This window comes from Microbulbifer sp. S227A (assembly GCF_049800935.1).
In genome coordinates this window covers 57101-76260 of record NZ_JBNAFZ010000009.1, presented here as the reverse complement: position 1 = coordinate 76260, position 19160 = coordinate 57101, and the positions used below count along the sequence as shown (strand labels likewise).

The 19160-nt window shown below is 55.6% G+C and carries 14 protein-coding genes; 8 read left to right on the top strand and 6 right to left on the bottom strand.

Annotated features, from left to right (window positions below; translation table 11 throughout):
• Nucleotides 1-73 precede the first annotated feature (73 nt).
• Nucleotides 74-2668, top strand: a complete 2595-nt coding sequence (locus ACP15R_RS19640; RefSeq protein WP_224868421.1) for a glycoside hydrolase family 3 protein — start codon at nt 74-76, stop codon at nt 2666-2668.
• Nucleotides 2669-2941: 273 nt separating this feature from the next.
• Complete coding sequence (locus tag ACP15R_RS19635) at nt 2942-5194, top strand: carbohydrate-binding protein (protein WP_424987900.1); 2253 nt, start codon at nt 2942-2944, stop codon at nt 5192-5194.
• Between the two features lie 263 nt (nt 5195-5457).
• On the opposite strand, the gene ACP15R_RS19630 is transcribed toward ACP15R_RS19635, so the two are convergent.
• The 3 genes from ACP15R_RS19630 to ACP15R_RS19620 form a co-directional block, all read right to left on the bottom strand.
• On the bottom strand, nt 5458-6111 hold the full coding sequence (locus tag ACP15R_RS19630) for a putative glycoside hydrolase (protein ID WP_224868425.1): 654 nt from the start codon (nt 6109-6111) through the stop codon (nt 5458-5460).
• A gap of 112 nt (nt 6112-6223) precedes the next feature.
• Nucleotides 6224-6841 carry a hypothetical protein gene (locus ACP15R_RS19625; RefSeq protein ID WP_424987899.1) on the bottom strand — a complete coding sequence of 206 codons (618 nt, stop codon included), beginning with the start codon at nt 6839-6841 and terminating at the stop codon, nt 6224-6226.
• A gap of 41 nt (nt 6842-6882) precedes the next feature.
• Entirely contained in the window at nt 6883-7542 is a 660-nt protein-coding gene (locus ACP15R_RS19620) for a DsbA family oxidoreductase (RefSeq protein WP_424987898.1), read from the bottom strand.
• A gap of 185 nt (nt 7543-7727) precedes the next feature.
• Between ACP15R_RS19620 and ACP15R_RS19615 the strand changes: the two genes are divergently transcribed.
• The gene (locus ACP15R_RS19615) at nt 7728-8522 is read left to right on the top strand and encodes an SDR family NAD(P)-dependent oxidoreductase (RefSeq protein ID WP_224868431.1); all 795 of its coding nucleotides are present in this window, start codon (nt 7728-7730) and stop codon (nt 8520-8522) included.
• A gap of 159 nt (nt 8523-8681) precedes the next feature.
• Entirely contained in the window at nt 8682-10481 is a 1800-nt protein-coding gene (locus ACP15R_RS19610) for a DUF885 domain-containing protein (RefSeq protein WP_424987897.1), read from the top strand.
• On the opposite strand, the gene ACP15R_RS19605 is transcribed toward ACP15R_RS19610, so the two are convergent.
• Genes ACP15R_RS19605 through ACP15R_RS19595 form a run of 3 tightly spaced genes read right to left on the bottom strand, consistent with a single transcriptional unit; the run spans nt 10438 to nt 15416 of the window.
• Complete coding sequence (locus ACP15R_RS19605) at nt 10438-11232, bottom strand: CLCA_X family protein (RefSeq protein WP_224868435.1); 795 nt, start codon at nt 11230-11232, stop codon at nt 10438-10440. The two genes, ACP15R_RS19610 and ACP15R_RS19605, sit on opposite strands and share 44 nt — an antisense overlap.
• A 12-nt stretch (nt 11233-11244) precedes the next feature.
• Nucleotides 11245-13752, bottom strand: a complete 2508-nt coding sequence (locus tag ACP15R_RS19600) for an ATP-dependent DNA helicase (protein ID WP_424987896.1) — start codon at nt 13750-13752, stop codon at nt 11245-11247.
• Complete coding sequence (locus ACP15R_RS19595; RefSeq protein WP_424987894.1) at nt 13749-15416, bottom strand: VRR-NUC domain-containing protein; 1668 nt, start codon at nt 15414-15416, stop codon at nt 13749-13751. The genes ACP15R_RS19600 and ACP15R_RS19595 overlap by 4 nt, the downstream gene beginning before the upstream one ends.
• 228 nt (nt 15417-15644) lie before the next feature.
• Between ACP15R_RS19595 and ACP15R_RS19590 the strand changes: the two genes are divergently transcribed.
• The 4 genes from ACP15R_RS19590 (at nt 15645) to ACP15R_RS19575 (ending at nt 19139) form a co-directional block, all read left to right on the top strand.
• Nucleotides 15645-16673 (top strand): zinc-binding dehydrogenase, encoded by a 1029-nt coding sequence (locus ACP15R_RS19590; RefSeq protein WP_424987892.1) that lies wholly within the window; start codon nt 15645-15647, stop codon nt 16671-16673.
• A 175-nt stretch (nt 16674-16848) separates the two neighbouring features.
• Complete coding sequence (locus ACP15R_RS19585) at nt 16849-17406, top strand: DUF1330 domain-containing protein (RefSeq protein ID WP_424987891.1); 558 nt, start codon at nt 16849-16851, stop codon at nt 17404-17406.
• Between the two features lie 371 nt (nt 17407-17777).
• On the top strand, nt 17778-18695 hold the full coding sequence (locus ACP15R_RS19580; RefSeq protein WP_424987890.1) for a zinc metalloprotease: 918 nt from the start codon (nt 17778-17780) through the stop codon (nt 18693-18695).
• Between the two features lie 42 nt (nt 18696-18737).
• A complete protein-coding gene (locus ACP15R_RS19575) occupies nt 18738-19139 on the top strand; it encodes a hypothetical protein (protein WP_224868447.1) in 402 nt (133 codons plus the stop codon).
• Nucleotides 19140-19160: the final 21 nt, after the last annotated feature.

Sequence of the window (19160 nt, the reverse complement as noted above, 5' to 3'; positions counted from 1 at the left end):
GCGGTTTGTTACCGTCGAATCCGTGAATAACTCTAATAGGGTCGATTGCCACTAAGCGATTGACGAGTGAATGATGAGAAAACATTTCCCACTATTTGCCGCCGCGGCGGGTTCATTGTTGTTGATTATGGCGGGTTGCGAGCGTGTGGACCCACAAAGCGAATACAGTGCGCAGCAAATCAAATGGCCCAGCGCGCCGATAGCGCAGGCGGAAAACCCCAACTCCGGGTCCGCTAACAGTGCGTCAGGTTGGCCGAAAATCGCCAGCGAAGTGCAACCAAACAGCGAACTGGAGCAGCGTGCTGCGGAACTGCTGGCGACTATGACGCTAGAGCAAAAGGTCGGTCAGATCATCCAGACGGAGATCAAGTTCACCACACCGGACGATGTGCGCGATTTTCACTTGGGGTCGGTGCTGAACGGTGGAGGCAGTTTCCCTGGGAATAACAAATACGCAACGCCCGAAGACTGGATTGCGCTTGCGGATAAATACTACTTCGCCTCCATGGATACATCGAAGGGCGGGCGCGCAATTCCGATTATCTGGGGCACAGACGCCGTGCACGGTCACAATAATGTGATCGGAGCCACATTGTTTCCACACAATATCGGTCTCGGTGCGACCCGCAATCCCAAGCTGATGCGCAAGATAGGTGAGGTAACCGCTCGTGAAGTCGCGGTGACCGGAATTGACTGGTTGTTCGCACCCACTGTCGCCGCACCGCGAGATGATCACTGGGGCCGTACCTATGAAGGCTACTCGGAAGATCCGGAGCTTATCTACCAATACGCTGGTGAAATTGTGCGTGGTATCCAGGGCGACGAGCGCGGGCGTTTTGGATCGGGGCAATTAGTCGCGACGGCAAAACATTTTATTGGTGACGGAGGTACCGAAAACGGTATCGATCGCGGTGATACCAAGCTGACAGAGCGTGAATTGATGGAGATTCACGGCCAGGGCTATTTCTCATCTCTGCAAGCCGGTGTGCAAACCGTCATGGCGTCGTTCAACAGCTGGAATGGTGAAAAGCTGCACGGCAGTCACTACATGCTCACGGAGGTTCTCAAGGAGCAGATGGGCTTTGACGGGTTTGTAGTGGGTGACTGGCTTGGGCATGCATTTGTGCCCGGCTGTAGTGAAGTAAGTTGCGCACAGTCGATAAACGCCGGCCTCGATATGTTTATGGCGTCCAATGCAGACTGGAAGACCCTGTATCACAACACCATTGACCAGGTGAAGACGGGTGAAATTCCGCAGCAGCGTCTGGACGATGCAGTAACCCGTATTCTACGAGTGAAATTACGTGCGGGTCTGTTTGACGCACCCCCGTCACAACGTCCACTCGCCGGTGAACTCGACATTATCGGTTCCGAGCCACACAGGGAGGTTGCGCGCCAGGCGGTACGCGAGTCTCTGGTACTTCTCAAAAATGAAAATCGGTTGCTACCGCTGCAGCGCGATATGCGTGTACTGGTTGCCGGAGATGGGGCCGATAACATCGGTAAGCAATCGGGGGGATGGACGATTTCCTGGCAGGGGACCGGAAACTCAAATTCGGATTTTCCGGGTGGTACGTCAATCTATGACGGCATTCAGTCTTCTGTTGAGGCAGCTGGCGGCGTCGCCAAACTGAGTGTGTCGGGCGATATCGAAGAGGGTTTTGACGCGGATGTTGCCATTGTGGTGTTTGGTGAGAATCCTTACGCAGAAATGCAGGGTGACCTGAAGACCCTCGAATACCAGGCCGGTAATCGCAAAGATCTGAAGTTACTAAATAAACTCCGATCTCAGGGTATCCCGGTGGTTTCCGTTTTTCTGACTGGCCGTCCTCTTTGGGTGAATGCGGAAATTAACGCTTCTGATGCCTTTGTTGTCGCCTGGCTACCGGGGAGCGAGGGCGCCGCGGTCGCCGACGTCCTTTTCCGCAACAGTGATGGATCGATTAATCATGACTTTACCGGAAAGCTTTCATTTAGCTGGCCGGAGAGTCTCGCGCAAAAAGTGGTAAATCGCCACGATGACAAAACAACAGCGCTATTCGAGTACGGATTTGGTATGAGCGCTGACGACGAAGTTTCCCTTGCTCGCTTGAATGAGGAGCGTCCACAAATTGATGTGTCGGAATTGGCAGAACTGGATTTGTTTGCCGCGCGACCAATGGAACCCTGGCATTTATTTATTGGTGATGATCAGGGTGCCGAGCTCGAAATGACCGGTAATCGTCACAATAATGCGCATATGAGTATTGCGGCTATCGATCGCAACATGCAGGAAGATGCGCGCTCCATCGAATGGCTCGGGAACGGCACCGGCTCGGTGTACCTGAAGGCGTGGAATCGACTCGATCTTTCTGAGTACTTGGTTGCGGATGGTGCATTGGTCGCAGAAGTGCGCCTCGACAAAAAGCCGAGCGCATCAATATTCGCCCAGATGCGCTGTGGCGACAATTGTGGTGCAAAAGTGGAAGTGTCGGACCTGGTAAAAAATCTCTCGATATCCGAATGGCAAAAGTTGAGTGTTGACTTGAGCTGTTTCGGAAGTGGAGAAATGGACTTTAGTAAAGTCGATATGCCCTTCCAGCTATCGACCGACGGCACCATGCAGCTTAGTTTCAGTCGCATATCCATCGGCTCGCCGGCGAAACATCATATGACTTGCAGTAGCTAATTTAACAGCTAGCAAACTCACTGGGCGGCGCAGTCGCGCCGCATCAATAAAATAGAAAATTTTTCAGCAAATTATTAATGCTGAGGGGCGAACTTTGCCCGAAAAAGCGCTTGACCAATTTCACGTTCTCTTTAGCCGTTAGAACTTGATGTAGCAGTACCTCTTACCGGTAGCAATGCAATATACCGGGTGCCCAAAGCTCGGCACGGAAAGAAATATAAGGTTTGTCTGCAGTATCCGAGCCGGCATAACAATAAATATAGGATATCTCCGATGAATATCTTGATGAGAAGAGTGCAGCCAGGATGGCGGCGCATATGTACGGCAGGGATCGCTCTTTGTATGACTTTGGCCGCGAACGATGCACTGGCCGTGCGGGACCGTCCGCACATTGATCAGTCACTTGGCTACAATGTCATCCTTTCCGATAAAAACACTACGTTACGTGGTGTCAGCTTGTCTTTCGATGGTGGTGATCCATATGGGACTTTACCCGCGGTAATGCCGTCGCAGGAGTCTTTGGATGCGTTGAATACGGAGTATGGTTATAACACCGTGCACGTATATCTTGAGGGTGATGCGGGCCAAAACCCTGATCCCGTTGGCATTAATCTGGCGCTCGCCGATGAACTGGTCGCACGTACTCGTGCCGCGGATTTGTATCTGATTATTACCGTGGGTAATAACGGTGAAAACGGTGCGATCCACAGTATGCAAAAGACCTTGGATTTCTGGTCCCTGTATGGCGAGCGCTACAAGAACGAAACCCATGTGATTTTCGAGGCGCACAATGAGCCGGCGCCCTCAACATTATCGAACTGGACCCAGCAGGACTGGGACAACCAGCTGATCATGTATAACCATATCCGTGGCATTGCGCCGGACACCATGATCTTGTTGGGTTCATTTATGTCCTTCTTCGGCGGTAGCGCGGCCATTGCAGGCGCCGACCAGTTGAAAGCACAGGGCGTATCCTGGGATAACGCCGGTTTCGCTTTCCATGGCTATTGGAACCTGCCGGATATCGAAAAGACCATCGCACCGTTCCTGGCCAGCACGGACTACCCTGCGCTGATCTGTACCGAGTTCTGGCCGGGCGATACAGAAAACGGCTACAACGCTGCGTTTGAGACGTATCACATCGGCTGGCAGCAGTTCCAGTGGCTGGGCGCGAATGATTTGGACTTGGAGAACCTGAAAAACAAGCTGGATAATGCTGGTACTGTGTGGAAGCCCGAACTGGCGGAAACCACTTGGCCGGCCAGCGGCGCGCCCAACATTCCACTGGGTGCGGAGATTGGTATCTATAGTCGTGGACAGGGAATGTTCGTGAGTTTGGATGGAGACAAGCTCAGCGCAAACAAGGCCACCTATAGCAAAGCCAATGGAGAGAATTTCACCGTGGTAGATGCTGGCAACGGTTATGTCGGCCTGCGCGCAGACAACGGCAACTATGTCTCTGCGGCGGGTGACGGCCTACCGATGACCGTGACGGCTACCAGTATTGGCAATGCAGAGAAATGGGAATGGGTGGAGCTACCGGCAGGCGACTTCGCCCTGCGCCCATGGGGTGGCGGTGGTCACTTGTGGGGAAGTGTTGAACGCGGCCAAAACGCGGGCAAGCTTTCTGCTAACGGTGATAATGCTTCCATCAACGGCCCCGCCACTCTGGCGTATGTGACCGAAGCCGGTGGCGCGCCTGATGCACCGACTCCGCCGCCGCCGCCGGCCCCCGGTCCTTTCAATGGTTCACCGACCGCGATTCCAACTGCTAGCCCATTGCTCGCAGCAGATTTCGACCACGGCGGTGAGGGTGTTGCCTATCATGACATCGACGACGAGAACTGGGGCGGTGCCTATCGCTTTGACGTAGGTGTCGATATTGAGGCGAGTAATGAGGGTGTACCCAACGTAGGTTGGATTGATCCCGGTGAATGGCTGACCTACACCGTCGACGTGCAGAGTGCCGGTACCTACACCTTTACCTTCCGTGTGGCGTCCGCTGCAGACAACGGCAGCTTCCATATGGAATTTGATGGTGTGGATGTCTCCGGCCCGATTAGCACGCCGAATACTGGTGCCTGGAATAACTGGGTCAATATCACCAAAGAAGTTGAGCTCGTCTCCGGCATTCAGGTAATGAAAATGGCCAGTGCCGGTGGCTTTAACCTGATCAGCTTTGATATCCAGGAAGGTAGCGCTCCGCCGCCTCCGGCTGGCACCGACATGTATGTATCTTCGGTGGTAACCGGTACCGTGGGTGCGGGTCGCGGCCAGAAGTACGGCACGGCAACGGTTACCGTGCTGGACAACAACGCCAACCCGGTTTCCGGTGCCACTGTAACCGGTAACTTCACCAGCGGCATTATCGAAAACGGTGTGTCCGGCGTTACCGATGCCAATGGCGTTGCGGTACTGCAGAGCAGCGTAAGTGCGGGCGGCAATCTGGCAGTAGAGTTCTGCGTGAGTGATGTCAGCGGTAGCCTGAATTACGATGAGACATCCAGCGTGAATCGCTGCTTCTAAAAGTTCATCTCACAGGATGAAGCGCGGCCTTCGGGCCGCGTCTGTTAAGCCGAATGGCCAACACAACGGCAAAAAAGAAAATTAAAAGATTGTGGAGTGGGTATCTTTTTAATACGCGAGAAGTAAGAGCTTCAGTACAACAGATTGTGTTGTTTCCTCTCAGGCAATGCGCCGTGCTTCACGGTTATTTCGCCTAAGCCCCACCAAACTTTGGTGGGGCTATTTTTTTATCGCTATTCTGCAAGTCCAGCGCAGCAAAACCTTTAAGTTGAGCAATTGATCGTTGAACTCTCAGGCGCATTTGTTACCAAGCGCACGTCCGCAAGAGAAAGTCCCAAACTGCCATTAGTGATAACAACGAGGGGTGAGTCTACCTTGGATAATTTGGTGCCAGCATCCGCGAAGCAGGAAAGAGGGATCGCGAGGTGGAACCATTGCTTTTGTGGTACTGCAGAGAGAATCTGTCCGAGTTTAAAGGAGCCCGTACACGGGTAACCGCAATCCATTCGCAGAGTCACCTTGTCAGTGGGTACTTCATCCACACGCAATACCAGGCTAAGAGCACCGCCTTCAGTGGCCAGCGGTTCGAGGTCGAGTTTGCGCTTGCTTTGCCAAAGTATCTGACCGGTACTCCCCGATCGCCACTTTGCCTCTACTACGTTGTAGCCGATAGCATCTTCTATGAAATCGACTTGTACATTCTTCGGCGAGCGCGTGTTAGCGGAGCCGTCGCGCACTGGAGTGTGCCAATTTGTTGGGTTGCCCACATAGAATTTCCAGGGGTCACCCACTGCACCGCCAGACAACAGCACGCCATTGCCCAATGCATTATTCTCAAGATTGCTAGCACTAGCGTGCGTTACGCTACTCCCCAGGGCGCAGGCAAGCGCGACACCATACCCGAAATACTTAATCATCTTTGGCCTATTCAATTTATTTTATGAAATTGAATACTGGCACGTTTATGTATTTCAGGGCGGAGATCGCGCTGTCCGGGTATCTGTGTGAGACGAGCGGATCGCGTGCGATCTAATCTGACCCCCAGGGCGCCGGTGGTATTTCCACAGGCTGGGTGAGGTCAAACTCAACGCGGAATTTTCGACCGGTTGGGCGAGTGAGTTCATAGGCAAACATCGATCCCGGGTGAACCTCCATCGCCCAGGTGTTCTCCACAGAAGCAGATAAGCCCTCTTTGTTGAACACGGCTATGGATTCAGCATCCACCGGAAACTCCTGTCGGTTGTTGGTTCCGACCGTTTGGCTATCGCCGCCATACATGGTCACAGCATCTTCGCTACCGTCTTTATGGCGATGGTCGTGCTTCAGGCGCAGGCCGTTGTCGGTACGAGTGAGTATCCAGGTGCGGGAATGGTCATCACCAACATGGAAGGGAATCTTGATTTGCGTATCGGGTTGGTCACAGCCCCGCACATGCATAATCAGCTGTTTGCCCTCAAATGGATCTGGCGTATCGGTTTCTGGTTCATTGGCGACGATCTTGCCGGCAAACGCCTTGCCACAATAGGCGGAGATATTTTTCAGGAATACATCGGCGGGCACCGTGGCGTCATGCTTTTGTTGGCAGCCCTGCAGCAGACCGACCAGGCCCACAAGGCATCCCATGGTTACCATGGATAAGCGCATCATGTTTACTCTCAACTTAGATAGAAATTGAACTGAGACGGGTGTCAAACCGTATGTTTGTCATCAATTATGCGCTGCAGTTGCGCCTCGAAGGTTGTTACTTCCTGGGCGCCACTTAACGCGTATTGCCCATTAAACACAAATAGCGGCACACCGCGCACCCCCTTGCTGACGATTCCCTGCTCCAGCTGGCGTACTTCATTGGCATAGGTCTGCTGTGCCAGCACCTCCCGCGCTGCGAAGTTATTTAAACCGGCGCTTTCCGCCGCGGCGATTAATACATCGAACGCACTGACATCTCTTCGATGGCTGAAAAAGTCAGCAAAAAGCTGCAGGCTAAGAGCATGCTGCTTGCCCTCACTTGCCGCCCAGTGCAATAACTGATGCGCTTGGAAGGTGTTTACCATGCGCATTTCATCGAAGTAATCAAAGTGGAAGCCCACATCCGCACCCAGCTTGGTTAGGCGCTCGCGTGCGGTAATACTTTCCTCGGGACTGGTACCGTATTTCTCGGCGATATGTTCGCGCAGGTTTTGCCCCTCGCTGGGCATATCCGGATTCAGCTCGAACGGTAACCAGTTAATCGTGGGATCAATGGCCTCGTCAAAATTATCCAGGGCCTGCTGCAGTCGGTAGTACCCGATGACACACCAGGGGCAAACCACATCGGAAACGATGTCGATTCGAAGGGGAAGCTTCTGCATAACGATTTGTCTTGTGTTGTGGGTTGTGCATGGCGCCGAGGGCGACAAGCCCGAATTTGCCCAACTTGAATCTGCCCAAGCAATTGCGCAGGCGCGCATAGTGTAGTCCCGCGGGCATTGAACGGCACCTTTTTGATCCAAAACAGACCGAAACTACTATGGGGGAATTTATCGGGAGGTAAACCATGGACCTGCAATTAAACGGCCGCCTGGCATTTATCAGTGGTTCGACCAAAGGCATCGGGCGCGCTATAGCCGTCAGCCTGCTACAGGAGGGTGCCCGGGTAATCGTTAATGGTCGCTCTGGCAGTGCGGATGCGGCGGCGGAACTCGCACAATATGGGGAAGCGATCGGCATCGATGGTGACCTGGCGGACGCCGGTGATGCGGAAAGAATTTGTGGCGAGATCGACAAGCATGGTGCACTTGAAGTTCTTGTGAACAATATGGGTATTTTTAACCCGAAACCCTTTGCGGAAATATCCGATGAAGAGTGGCGCAACTTTCTCGATGTCAATGTGATGAGTACCGTGCGACTGTCGCGCTACTACTTCCCGAAGATGCTGGAGCAGGATTTCGGTCGTGTGATTAACATTTCCAGCGAGGCGGGTATGCGCGGCCTGGAGAGCATGGTGCACTACTCGGTTACCAAAGGGGCGCAAATTGTCATGGGGCGCGGGATGGCAAATTTGACCCGCGGTTGCGGCCGTAATATCACCGTTAATTCGGTGCTGCCGGGCCCGACGCTTACCTCGGGAGTTGAAACCTGGCTCAAGGAGAGTGCGGAAGTGCAGGGCAAATCAGAAGAGGATTTTGTGCGCGACTTCTTTCAGGAGACCGAGCCGACGTCACTGTTGCAGCGCTTTATCAATCCGGAAGAAATTGCCGCGGTGGTGGCCTTTGTTGCTTCGCCACTGAGTATCGCCATCAACGGGTCGAGCATCAAAGCGGAAGGCGGGTTGATCAAGAGTATTGCTTAATAAGGAACCGGTCTTCTTGAATGGGTCAACTTGTATGCGGCGGCGTGACTAGGCCAATGTGACTAGGCCAATGTGAATAGGACAATGTGAATAGGACAACAAAGCGTCCGGTGGACATGGTATGTTTATGACCGACTAGGTACAGAACCGGAGAACCACATGTCGGTCATGTTTTCCCCTTCGCGCAGCCTGCCACGGTTATTGGTTGCGTTTGCACTTTTTATCTTCAGCGCCAGCGCTCTAGCTGACAGCGCGGCGCAGCAGCTGCAGCAAGTTATCGACGACCACTGGCAGTACTATCTTGAAGAGAACCCGACGGCGGCCAGCCGCATGGGTGACAAGCGCTATAACGACCGCCTGCCCGGCGTTGCCGATGCCGATCGCGCTCGTCGCTTGCAGGCAGAAAAAGCGTTTGTAGAGCGCCTGCGGAAGATTGACTCCGCCAAGCTGTCGCGGGATCAACAGGTCAACCGCGATCTGCTGCTGTGGGTGCTGAATAATTCCATCGAGTCAAACGAACTTTATCTGGACCGCACCCCGGTCAATACCTTCTACAGCTTCTGGAATACCGCCCTTGGCGCCAGTCGCGGCTTGAATATGCCGCAGGTATCGGACTACGAGGATTACATCAAACGCCTTGAGGATACCGGTCGCTTCTTTGATGAGAATATCGCGAATATGCGCGCGGGCATCAAAGACGGTTTCGTGTTGCCGAAAATCGTGATCGAGGGCATTGCACCGACGGTACGTGCCCAGGTTTACCAGGACCCGACCAATAGTAGTCTTTACGAGCCCTTCAAAAAGTTTCCCGAGAGCTTTTCAGACAAAGACAAACAGCGTCTGCAGGCGCACGGCAAGCAGGCCATTCGCGAATACGCCATGCCCGCGTTTGATCGCGTGGCGACCTTTCTCGAAGGCGATTACCTGAACGCGGCCAGCGACAGCCTCGGCGCCGAGCAGTTGCCCGGTGGCAAAGACTACTATCGTCATGCCATTCGTACTTATGTGACCCTGGACATGGACCCGGATGCCATCCACAAGATTGGGCTGGCGGAAGTGAAGCGTATCCGTGGGGAAATGAATCAGCTGATCGAAGACAGCGGGTTCGAGGGCAGCTTTGAAGAGTTCACCGAGTTCCTGCGTACCGATCCGCAGTTCTATGCGGAAACACCGCAGGAGCTGCTCAAGGAAGCCGCATACATCGCCAAGAACATCGATTACCGCCTGCCGGAATTCTTCGGCAAGCTGCCGCGCCTGCCCTATGGGGTGGTGCCGGTGCCCGATGAAATCGCTCCCAACTACACCACCGCGTCCTACAATCCTGCAGCGATCGGCGGCACCCGCGGTGGCGCCTACTGGCTGAATACCTATGCACTGGACCAGCGCCCGCTCTACGAGCTGGTCGCGCTGACCCTGCACGAAGCGGTACCCGGCCACCACCTGCAGGGCGCGCTGTCACTGGAACTGGAAGACGTCCCCGCATTCCGCAAGAACCTGTATCTGAGCGCCTTTGGCGAGGGCTGGGCGCTCTATACCGAGCGCCTCGGTGAAGAGATGGGTGTGTACGACACCGCTTACCAGAGTTTCGGGCGCCTGAGTTATGAAATGTGGCGCGCCGCACGCCTGGTGATCGACACCGGCATCCACTCCCAGGGCTGGAGCCGTCAGCAGGCTCTGGATTTCCTCGCCGACAATACCTCCTTATCCGAAGGCAATGTACGCGCGGAAGTAGACCGCTACATTTCCTGGCCGGGGCAGGCACTGTCTTACAAGATGGGTGAGATAAAGATTCGCGAGTTGCGCGAAAAAGCCGAACGGGAATTGGGCGATCAATTTGATCTGCGCGCATTCCACGATGCGTTGCTTGCCAACGGCGCGGTGCCCATGGAGATGCTGGAAGCGCAGATGAACCTGTTTATTGCTGACCAGCGCGCCGCAAGCTCGCGCCCAGCACAGTGAAGTAATCCGTAAAGGCAAGATTGATTCGCGTGCGCTGTACGTCCTGTGGATACAGCCCCAATCTTGCCTCTTCCGTTGCCTTGGTGCCGGCCACCAGAAAATTATTGGAGATGGTTGCGTCCTGCACAAAGGCTTCGAAGGCCCGCGCGCACATCTCGGCCGGCGACGCGTAGTAGACGCAACCGTTTGCCTTATCCGCCGCTTTTGAAGCGCGGAACATATCACTGGGGTGCTCCCCGCTTGCGTCCAGCATAACCGCGCGGAAACAGGCAAACAGCCGGTCATTGACGGGGTGGGGCACCGGTGTGGCTTCGCGCAGCCAGGCTTCCGAGGCGAACATGTTTCCCGGTGCATCGCTAAACGCTTTGCCGGCGAGGTAGTGGTCCAGTGCGTGGAACCACTCGTGGGCAATGGAGCCGGGGCCGGCGTTTTTTGCCAGGGCAAAGGTGCGGGTTCCGGGTTCATAGTGGGCACAGATACCCGGGCGGCCGCCGGTGCCATACTGGAAGGCGAGGGTGCCGCGCAGGGAGATGAGCAATTCCGGCCCCTGCAGAATAGTCATCAGGTCTTCCAGCGCGCCGTAAAACAATCCCGCCGCGCGGGTTTTTTCCGCCTCGGTGACCCAGCGCCCGATAGCGATGGAGCGGAAGTCGAAGCGTTTACGCACATCGTTAAAGCCCACAGTTTCCTGTGCGCCCGATTGGGGGCGCAGGTGTGGGCTGCGGCGGTAAAACTTGCGATCTAAAACCATGCGTGCAGAAAATTATTCGTTCCAGAACCTTGTCAGTGCGTCGGACAGCGCCTGACCGTTGCGGCAGCTGTGTGGTTGCCAGTGTTGCGGGTAAAGGGCCCGATAAAATGGGTCGGCGAAGCGGTAGTCTGCCAGAATCACTACGCCGCGGTCGCTCTCTGTACGTATTACCCGCCCGGCGGTTTGCAGCACCCGGGTGAGTCCGGGGTAGCGATAGGCGATATCGAAGCCATTTTGCCCTTGCTGCTCCCAGGTTGCTCGCAACAGTTCCTGCTCTTCATTGACCTGCGGCAGTCCGGTGCCGACCACAATGGTACCGATCAGCTGTTCGCCCACATAGTCGATCCCCTCGCCAAAGATCCCCCCCATGATGGCAAACCCCAGGGTGCGGTTACCCGCCTGAAACTGTTGCAGGAATTCCGCGCGCTGCTGGTCGGAGCTACCAGATTCCTGTAGCAGCAGCGGTATCTCCGGGTAGGCACTGGCAAAGCGCTCGGCCACCTGCTGCAGGAAGCGGTAGGAGGGAAAGAACACCAGATAGTTACCCGGGCGGCTTTGATACGTGCGAGCAATCATCTCCACCAGGTGCTCGCCGGCGCGGTCCCGTGCCCGGTAGCGGGTATCCACGTATGGGCACAGGAAAAGTCCCAGCTGCTCGCTGCGAAATGGCGAGGGCAGGGCGAGGTAAGGGGCATTCTGTTGCCAGCCGAGCTGCTGGCAGATGTAGCCGGGCGGGCGCAGGGTGGCGGAAAACCCGATGACCGCGTGGAAGGCTTGGTATGCCTGCTGTAAATAGGTGGCGGCATTCAGGCAAAGTAATTCGACTTCCTGTTCCCGCCAGTGACTATCCGGGTTGGAAGCGCTCTGGACGCGGGTAATACAGCGGTGCTGCTCCGCCACCGACTGTTCGATCACCTGATAGCGAAATAGCGACCGCAGCCAGTCATTGATGTCTTCGGGTGGTTGCTGGCCTTGCTCCCATAACTGGTTCACAACCAGCAGCACTTTTTGCACCGCGGCACTGATCTTTTGCGGTGCGCCGTCGCTCAGTGAAGTTATCCACAGCTCGCGATTTTTGGTTCCCTCGGTGGGAAAATTTGCCGCTGTGGATATCTCGGCAGTGTTCTCTGCCGGGTCTTCCGCACTGCCGCGCTGTTCCTCCACCCATTTGTCCAGCGCTCTTACCAGAGACTGGATAGCCCGGTGCAGGTTCGGGTGGGAACCTTTACAGGCGGCTGCGGCACGGCGGCTGTCGCCGCGCTTGAGGCTTGCGCTGAACATGCCACGGGCGCGATCCCCTAGATTGTGGGCCTCATCGATTAACACCGCGCGTTGCCGGCTGCTATCCAGCAAACCGTGCATTTGTACCAGCGGGTCGAACACGTAGTTGAAATCGCACACCACCAGATCCACCCAGGGGCGCATCTGTAGCGACAGTTCGAAGGGACACAGCTGCAGGCGGTCGGCTTCCTCGGCAATCACTTCCGGGGTCAGCAACGGTTTGCCCAGGAGGTTAATACGCGCCTCCGGCAGGCGGTCAAAGAAGTTGCGCGTGCGTGGGCAAATCCCGGCGTCGTCGCGGCTACACAGGCCCAGGCTACACGCACAGGTTTTGTCCCGCGCCTGAATCTCCAGCACCGACAGGGTTAGTCCACGATCATGTAAGCGTGTGGCCGTTTCCCGCACTACCTGGCGGCCGGAATTTTTTGCTGTCAGGTAAACCAGCTGATCGAGCGGGGTTTCTCCCATCGCCTTGATGGCGGGGAACAGTGTGCTGATGGTCTTGCCGATACCGGTGGGCGCCTCCACCACCAGTTCGCCACCGTCGCGCAGGCAGCGGTAGGCGGCTACCGCGAGTTCGCGCTGGCCGGCGCGGTAGTCTGGAAATGGGAATGCCAGTGCGCGAGCCGACGCGCGCACGGTATGTCGGTGCGCCTGCCAGCGCCGATGCCACTGTATGTAGGTGGTGAGCGCCTCGCGGGTAAAGGCCTCTAGTTCTCCCCAGCGGAACTCGCGGGATTCGGGGTAGGTTTTCTTGTCCTTGAGGTTGTGCCAGAGCATTTGCAGGGCTACCGGCGTAGCTGCCGTGAACTGGTGCTGCAGGCCGTAGCAAAAGCCGTAGATCCTCAGCTGTGCCCAGTGCAGGGCGCGCGCGGATTCCGCGAGTGCCTCCGGTGGCACATAGGTGGTTTTGATCTCGTCGAGTTGGACTGGGGTATGCAGGTCCACCTGGGGGTGGAGTATGTCGACGCGCCCGCTCAGCGTCACTGCCTGACCGTCCTGCTCCAGTTCTACTTGCAGGCGATATTCCGCCTCGCTGCCTTTCGGGCGTTTGCGTTGCAGACGCTGGTGTGCGCGGATGCCCTCCGCGGCAGTGGGCCCACCGTGCCTGTGTTCGCTAACCAGATCGCCACTGCGACAGGCAAACGCTACCAGCTCCCCTACAGAGAGCTGCAGGGTATCCTCTGCTGTTGGGCGACACTCAGTGTCTTCCAGAGGGGCGTTCAGGGTGCCAGTCACAAAGTATCCCACTCAACATGCAATACCCGGTGCGGTATCTGGTTTTGGGCGAAATAAGCCAGCCAGCGCTGCTGGTTTTGCTGCAGGCGATCCCCCGGCCCTTTGATTTCTACCAGTTCATAGCCGCCATCAGCGGGGAACAAGATCAGGTCCGGAAAGCCGCTGCGGTGATGGGCAATGTCGTTCAGCAGCCGGCGAAACAGTGCCAGCCAGTGCTCGGTGGGGATCTGTGACAGTGCCAGTTCCAGCAGTGGCTCCGAAAGCCCGTCCCAGTGCACCAGCGGGTTAGCGATACCACGCTTCTCGCGGAAGTGGTGCCATACCCATTCGTCGAGCCCGGTTTCCTGCAGTTCGGTCAGGCGCTGGGTGAATGCCGCCCGCCGCTGTGGATAAAAATCTGCACTGCGAAAATCGCTCGGCGCAACCTGGAATGGATTGAAGAAAGCACCGGGAATTGGCGCGAATACGATATCCCATATGGCCAGGCCCAATACGCCGTTGATCAGTGTGTTTTCCACATAAAAGCACTGATTGCCGGCGGCGGCGTCTGCGAGATAGTGTGCAGCCCGGACTTCCACCCGCTCATTGGTTTGCGTCAGGGTGACGGTGTGCGTGGGTGCCCGATAACGCTTTGGCGCAGGCCAGGTGTCGCAGTGCGAGGTTTTCTTGGCGGTGCGATGACCGAAGCTCGCAGCGAATTCGCGCTCCTGCTCATTCTCCGGTTGCGCCAGTATCTGGGCACAGATAGTCAGAGCCGCATCGGTATTGCCTTGAGTGGCGGCGATACGGGCGCGGCGCTCGCGCGCCGGCGGGCGCTGACATTGTTGGTACAGCGTATTGGCCGCTTCCAATGCTTGCAGCCGCTCCAGCTGGCGCGCCAGTGCCAGGCGCAGGCGATCCAGTCGCCGTTGCAGTGTGGTATCACCTTGCGGGTTTTCCGGCAGTTCGGCGGCAAGGGTGGTGATGGCTTGCGCATCAGCGCTGAGTGCCTGCTCCAATTGTGCGAGACAAGCGTAATAGTGCAGATGGCGCTCGACCTGCGCGCGGCTTTTAAATGGCAGTTGCGACTGCTCCAGCGGATAATTTTCGTAGCGGAACAGTCCAAGATCCCGCAGTACGTAATCGGTAAGGTCCTGATTCAGGTTGCCGAAGAACAATAGCTTGAAGGTCTCGAAGTGTGCTGCCGCCTGTACCGCGAGCAGAGGTTCATCAAAGGTCAGCTGTGCGCGAACAGAGTCGTGGTCTTGCTGCAGGAGTGCCTGCTCCAGTGCCGGGCGCTTGAGTGTTTTGGGCAGCGGTTCGAGGCTATAGGCTAGCAGTTCGTTTTTGGTGAACAGCGGCAGAATGTCTGTCAGGTCCAGGGCCGGATCGCGCAGGAACAGCCCAGCAGTTGCCAGGGTTTCCACCGCGTGCGGCAGGTTGTGAATTTCCTGGTACGCCAGTTTGGATTGCCGAAAGAGTGCACCAGCGGTGGAGGGCACTCCCTTGCGTGACAGCAGGCGTACATAGAGTTTCTGGCTATCGGTATCGAGTGCGCAGAAGCACTGGTGGAAACACCGCTCTTCGTCAGACAGCAGCGCGTCATAGCGCGTTACCACAAATTCCACTAGGGCGTGGAAATTGCTTAGGTAATAGTCTGGTGCCAGTTCGACGGGCTCGGCCATGGGAGTTTCGCTAGGGAAATCAATTGCTGTTGAAGGGTATGGGCGCCATCCAGGGGCTGTATGGTTATACAGCATGTGTGGAAGTGGGACAAACTTCACATCGACCGCTCATCCATGCACGGTTCACTGGCGCTGGGTCGTGAAATATCGTTACTCTCATATACCGATATAGAGGCGATACAGTACCGGTCCGAATTAGGTTTGGGAAAATAAACTAAGGAATGACAGATGGAGCAAATCCGGCACGTATGGCGTACACGCAAGGCCGGTGCGATCAGCAATCTACGGCTGCTAGAGGAGCCGCTTGCGCCCCTCGTTAGTGGCCAGGTGCGCGTGGCGGTGAAATCCGTCGGGCTTAATTTCGCGGATATTTTTGCGCTGACCGGTTTGTACTCCGCTACGCCGGAAGGCAGCTTTATCCCCGGCCTGGAATTTGCCGGAGTGGTAAGTGAAGTGGCCGCGGATACGCAAACCGATTTAAAAGTGGGAGACCGTGTGTACGGTTGTACCCGTTTTGGTGGCTATGCCACCGTGATCGATATTCCCGCGCAACACTGCCGCAAGATCCCGGATGCCTGGAGTTTTGCCGAAGGTGCCGCCTTTCCCGCCCAGAGCCTCACCGCCTACTATGCGCTGACCAATCTGGCGGCAGTAAAGCCGGGGCAGCAGGTGTTGATTCAAAGTGCTGCGGGCGGTGTGGGTTTGCAGGCGATGCGCATGGTGGAGAAGATGGGGGCCATCCCCATCGGCACGGTCAGTTCTGAAAACAAGTGTGAGTTTCTTGCCGCGCAGGGTTTTACCGATGTGATTGTGCGCGGCGAACATTTTGCCGATCAGTTAAAACTGCAACTGGGCGGGCAGCCACTGCATGCCATTCTCGACGGGATTGGCGGCAAGCTCCAGCAGCAGTGTTTCGCGGCGCTTGCGCCGACCGGGCGTCTGGTAGTATTTGGTGCGGCGGAGTTTACTCCGGGCGATAAACCTAATTGGCTGAAAGCGGCCTGGTTGTACCTGAAGCGTCCGCGCTACGATGTGATGGACATGATCAGCACCAACAAATCCGTGCTGGCCTTTAACCTGATCTGGTTATGGCAGGAACAGGCATTGTTCGATGAGCTGTTAGGCGGCTGCGCGAGCCTGGATTTACCCGCCCCCCATGTTGGTCACGAATACGACTTTGCGCAGGCCCACGATGCCATCGAGTGCCTGCGCAGTGGCAATTCCATTGGCAAGGTGGTGCTGAATATCAGCAGCTAAATTTTACGGTTACTGTTTTTTACTCCACGGTACCGCCATACGCTAATGCCCAGACCTAGTGGGGGTGACGTCCGCCAGATGCTCGTCGAGAATCTGCATGTGTTCCTCTTCAGTTTCCAGAACCGCACCCGTTCAGCATGGGGCAACTGGAATACACGATGGTGGGGGTCGTCTTGTGGTGCTGAACATAAGACGCTTTTGGATTCAATTACTGCGCCAGATTGTCGCAGGATTGTTTTCATCTTTCCCGCATCCAAGCATCGACAACGTGCGTCTAACTATCCGATATGATCCATTCGTAGTAAATCGAGAGAAACCAATGATGATTCGAGTAGCGCTAGTGGCCACTTTATTCACTGTCCTGTCGGGCTGTGTGTCGATCAATGTGACGGATAGCGGCCAGAGTGGCTATAGCAATAGCTGTAACCGCACGGCTTATCTGGTGCACAGTGGCACATTACGCAGTGAAGGCGCTCTGGCCAGTTATCGGGCAGCTTACGCCGAGGAAGTGGAAGATTATGATGGCCTGGTACTGACGCAGCAATCACCCAGTACAGTAGTGCACGGTGCCCAGTCAGGCGCGGAAGTTCTCATGCTGACGCGCTTCCCTTGTGAGAGTCGTGCAAAAGACTTCTGGCGAAGCCAAACCAATACCGAGCTGGCTGTGCTCCGCGATCAGGCTGGTGACTTTATGGTAGCCATCTACGAACGTGGTCTACACGTCAATTTCTAGGCAGCCTTTCAGTGTCGTTTGACACTGTAAAATGACAACCGCTAAGCACGGCCGCGCCATTGATGGCGCGGCCGTTTTTTATCTCGTCGTAACTCTTTCGTGCACAGAAACCGGATACAGTGGATACGCGACCGAATAACGAGAACTTTTAATTGGCACTAAAGTGCCTATTGCTGTGCTGTCGATTTTTTTGTAGCGAAGAAAGAAAGGTCCTAGTGATCCCTGTTTTGAAAACGGTGCCAAAATAAAGGATTTAACGCCGTTATTATAACCGTATGCACTAGTTCTATTGACTTTAGTTTGGTTAAGAGACGAAGGTTGGTTCGGTCTGAAGAGGTATCCACTCGAATAATAAAGTTAAGGTCAGGGTTATGAAAAAAACCGCTCTCTCAGTATCAATCAAAACAGTTCTGTCTCTATGTCTGTTAGCGTCACCGGGTGTCGCACTTGCGCAAAGCGGTGCTGCCATGGACAACGCAAACAATAATGCCAAGTTCAAGCGCTGCGGCACCAAGCATCCCTCAATCCAAGAGGCAGCTCTGAAGGAGCAGCACTTTACTGCCATGCGGGGCAAACCGGGTGGTGGAGATGACGGCGGTTATACACCGCGTCCGGCTGGTTCGGTGAGTGTCGATGTCCATTTTCATGTAATCACTGACAGTTCCAATAATGGCGCGCTCTCCAGTGGTGAAATCAACTCGCAGATGGCCGTGCTCAACGATGCCTACGCCGGCACGCCGTTTACATTCAACCTGGTCGCGACCACGGTGACTGCGAACAATGCTTGGTACAATGTCGGGTATAACACGTCTGCGGAACAGCAGATGAAAACTGCTCTGCGTCAGGGCGATGCCGGCACGCTGAATATCTACGCGGCGAATATTGGCGATGGTCTGCTTGGATGGGCTACCTTCCCGAGCAGCTATGCGTCTGCTCCATTGGATGACGGCGTGGTGATTCTAACGGACTCAATGCCTGGCGGCGATGCGGCCCCATACAATGAAGGGGATACACTGACTCATGAAGTCGGGCACTGGCTGGGCCTGTACCACACTTTTCAGGGTGGGTGCTCCGGAAGTGGGGATTATGTTGCCGATACACCTGCGGAAAAATCGCCAGCATACGGGTGTCCGGTAGGGCGCGATTCCTGTACAAAAGGTAAAAACGCAGCTGGACTGGATCCGATCACAAACTTCATGGATTACACTGACGACAGCTGTATGTATGAATTTTCTGAAGGCCAGTCGGCACGTGCCGATGAGCAAAGTAATACCTACCGCGGTCTGTAATGGTTATACGGGGGGCTAACACCCCCCGCTATACTGCTACCTATGAATACCATCTACCATTTCATTTTCGTGTGCATGCTCAGCCTCTTGGGCTCTTCGGAAGTGGCGGCGCAACGGCTCGCCGTGCCCGAATACGTTACCTGTGACAGGAATCAGCTGACCTCCTGGCAGGGCGAAATAACGCGAGTAAATCGCAAGGGAAATAGTGTCGATCTCGCGATCGAAACTGATTACGGTACCAGTGAGTCTATGACAATGGCCGGGGCAAGCTGGGAAGAAGTTATTGCTCAGTTTCGCCTTGCAGGGCGCCCCTTCACGGCTGACGACTGGAGTCAGCTCTTCGACACAGAAGGTAATCACCGGCGCGGATTGCGCGCGATTATCTGGTTGTGCCAGGCTGATGATCAGCCGCCGATCGTAAACTGGCAGCTTCCAGGTCGTTGAAGGCTTGCAATCATTTATGCG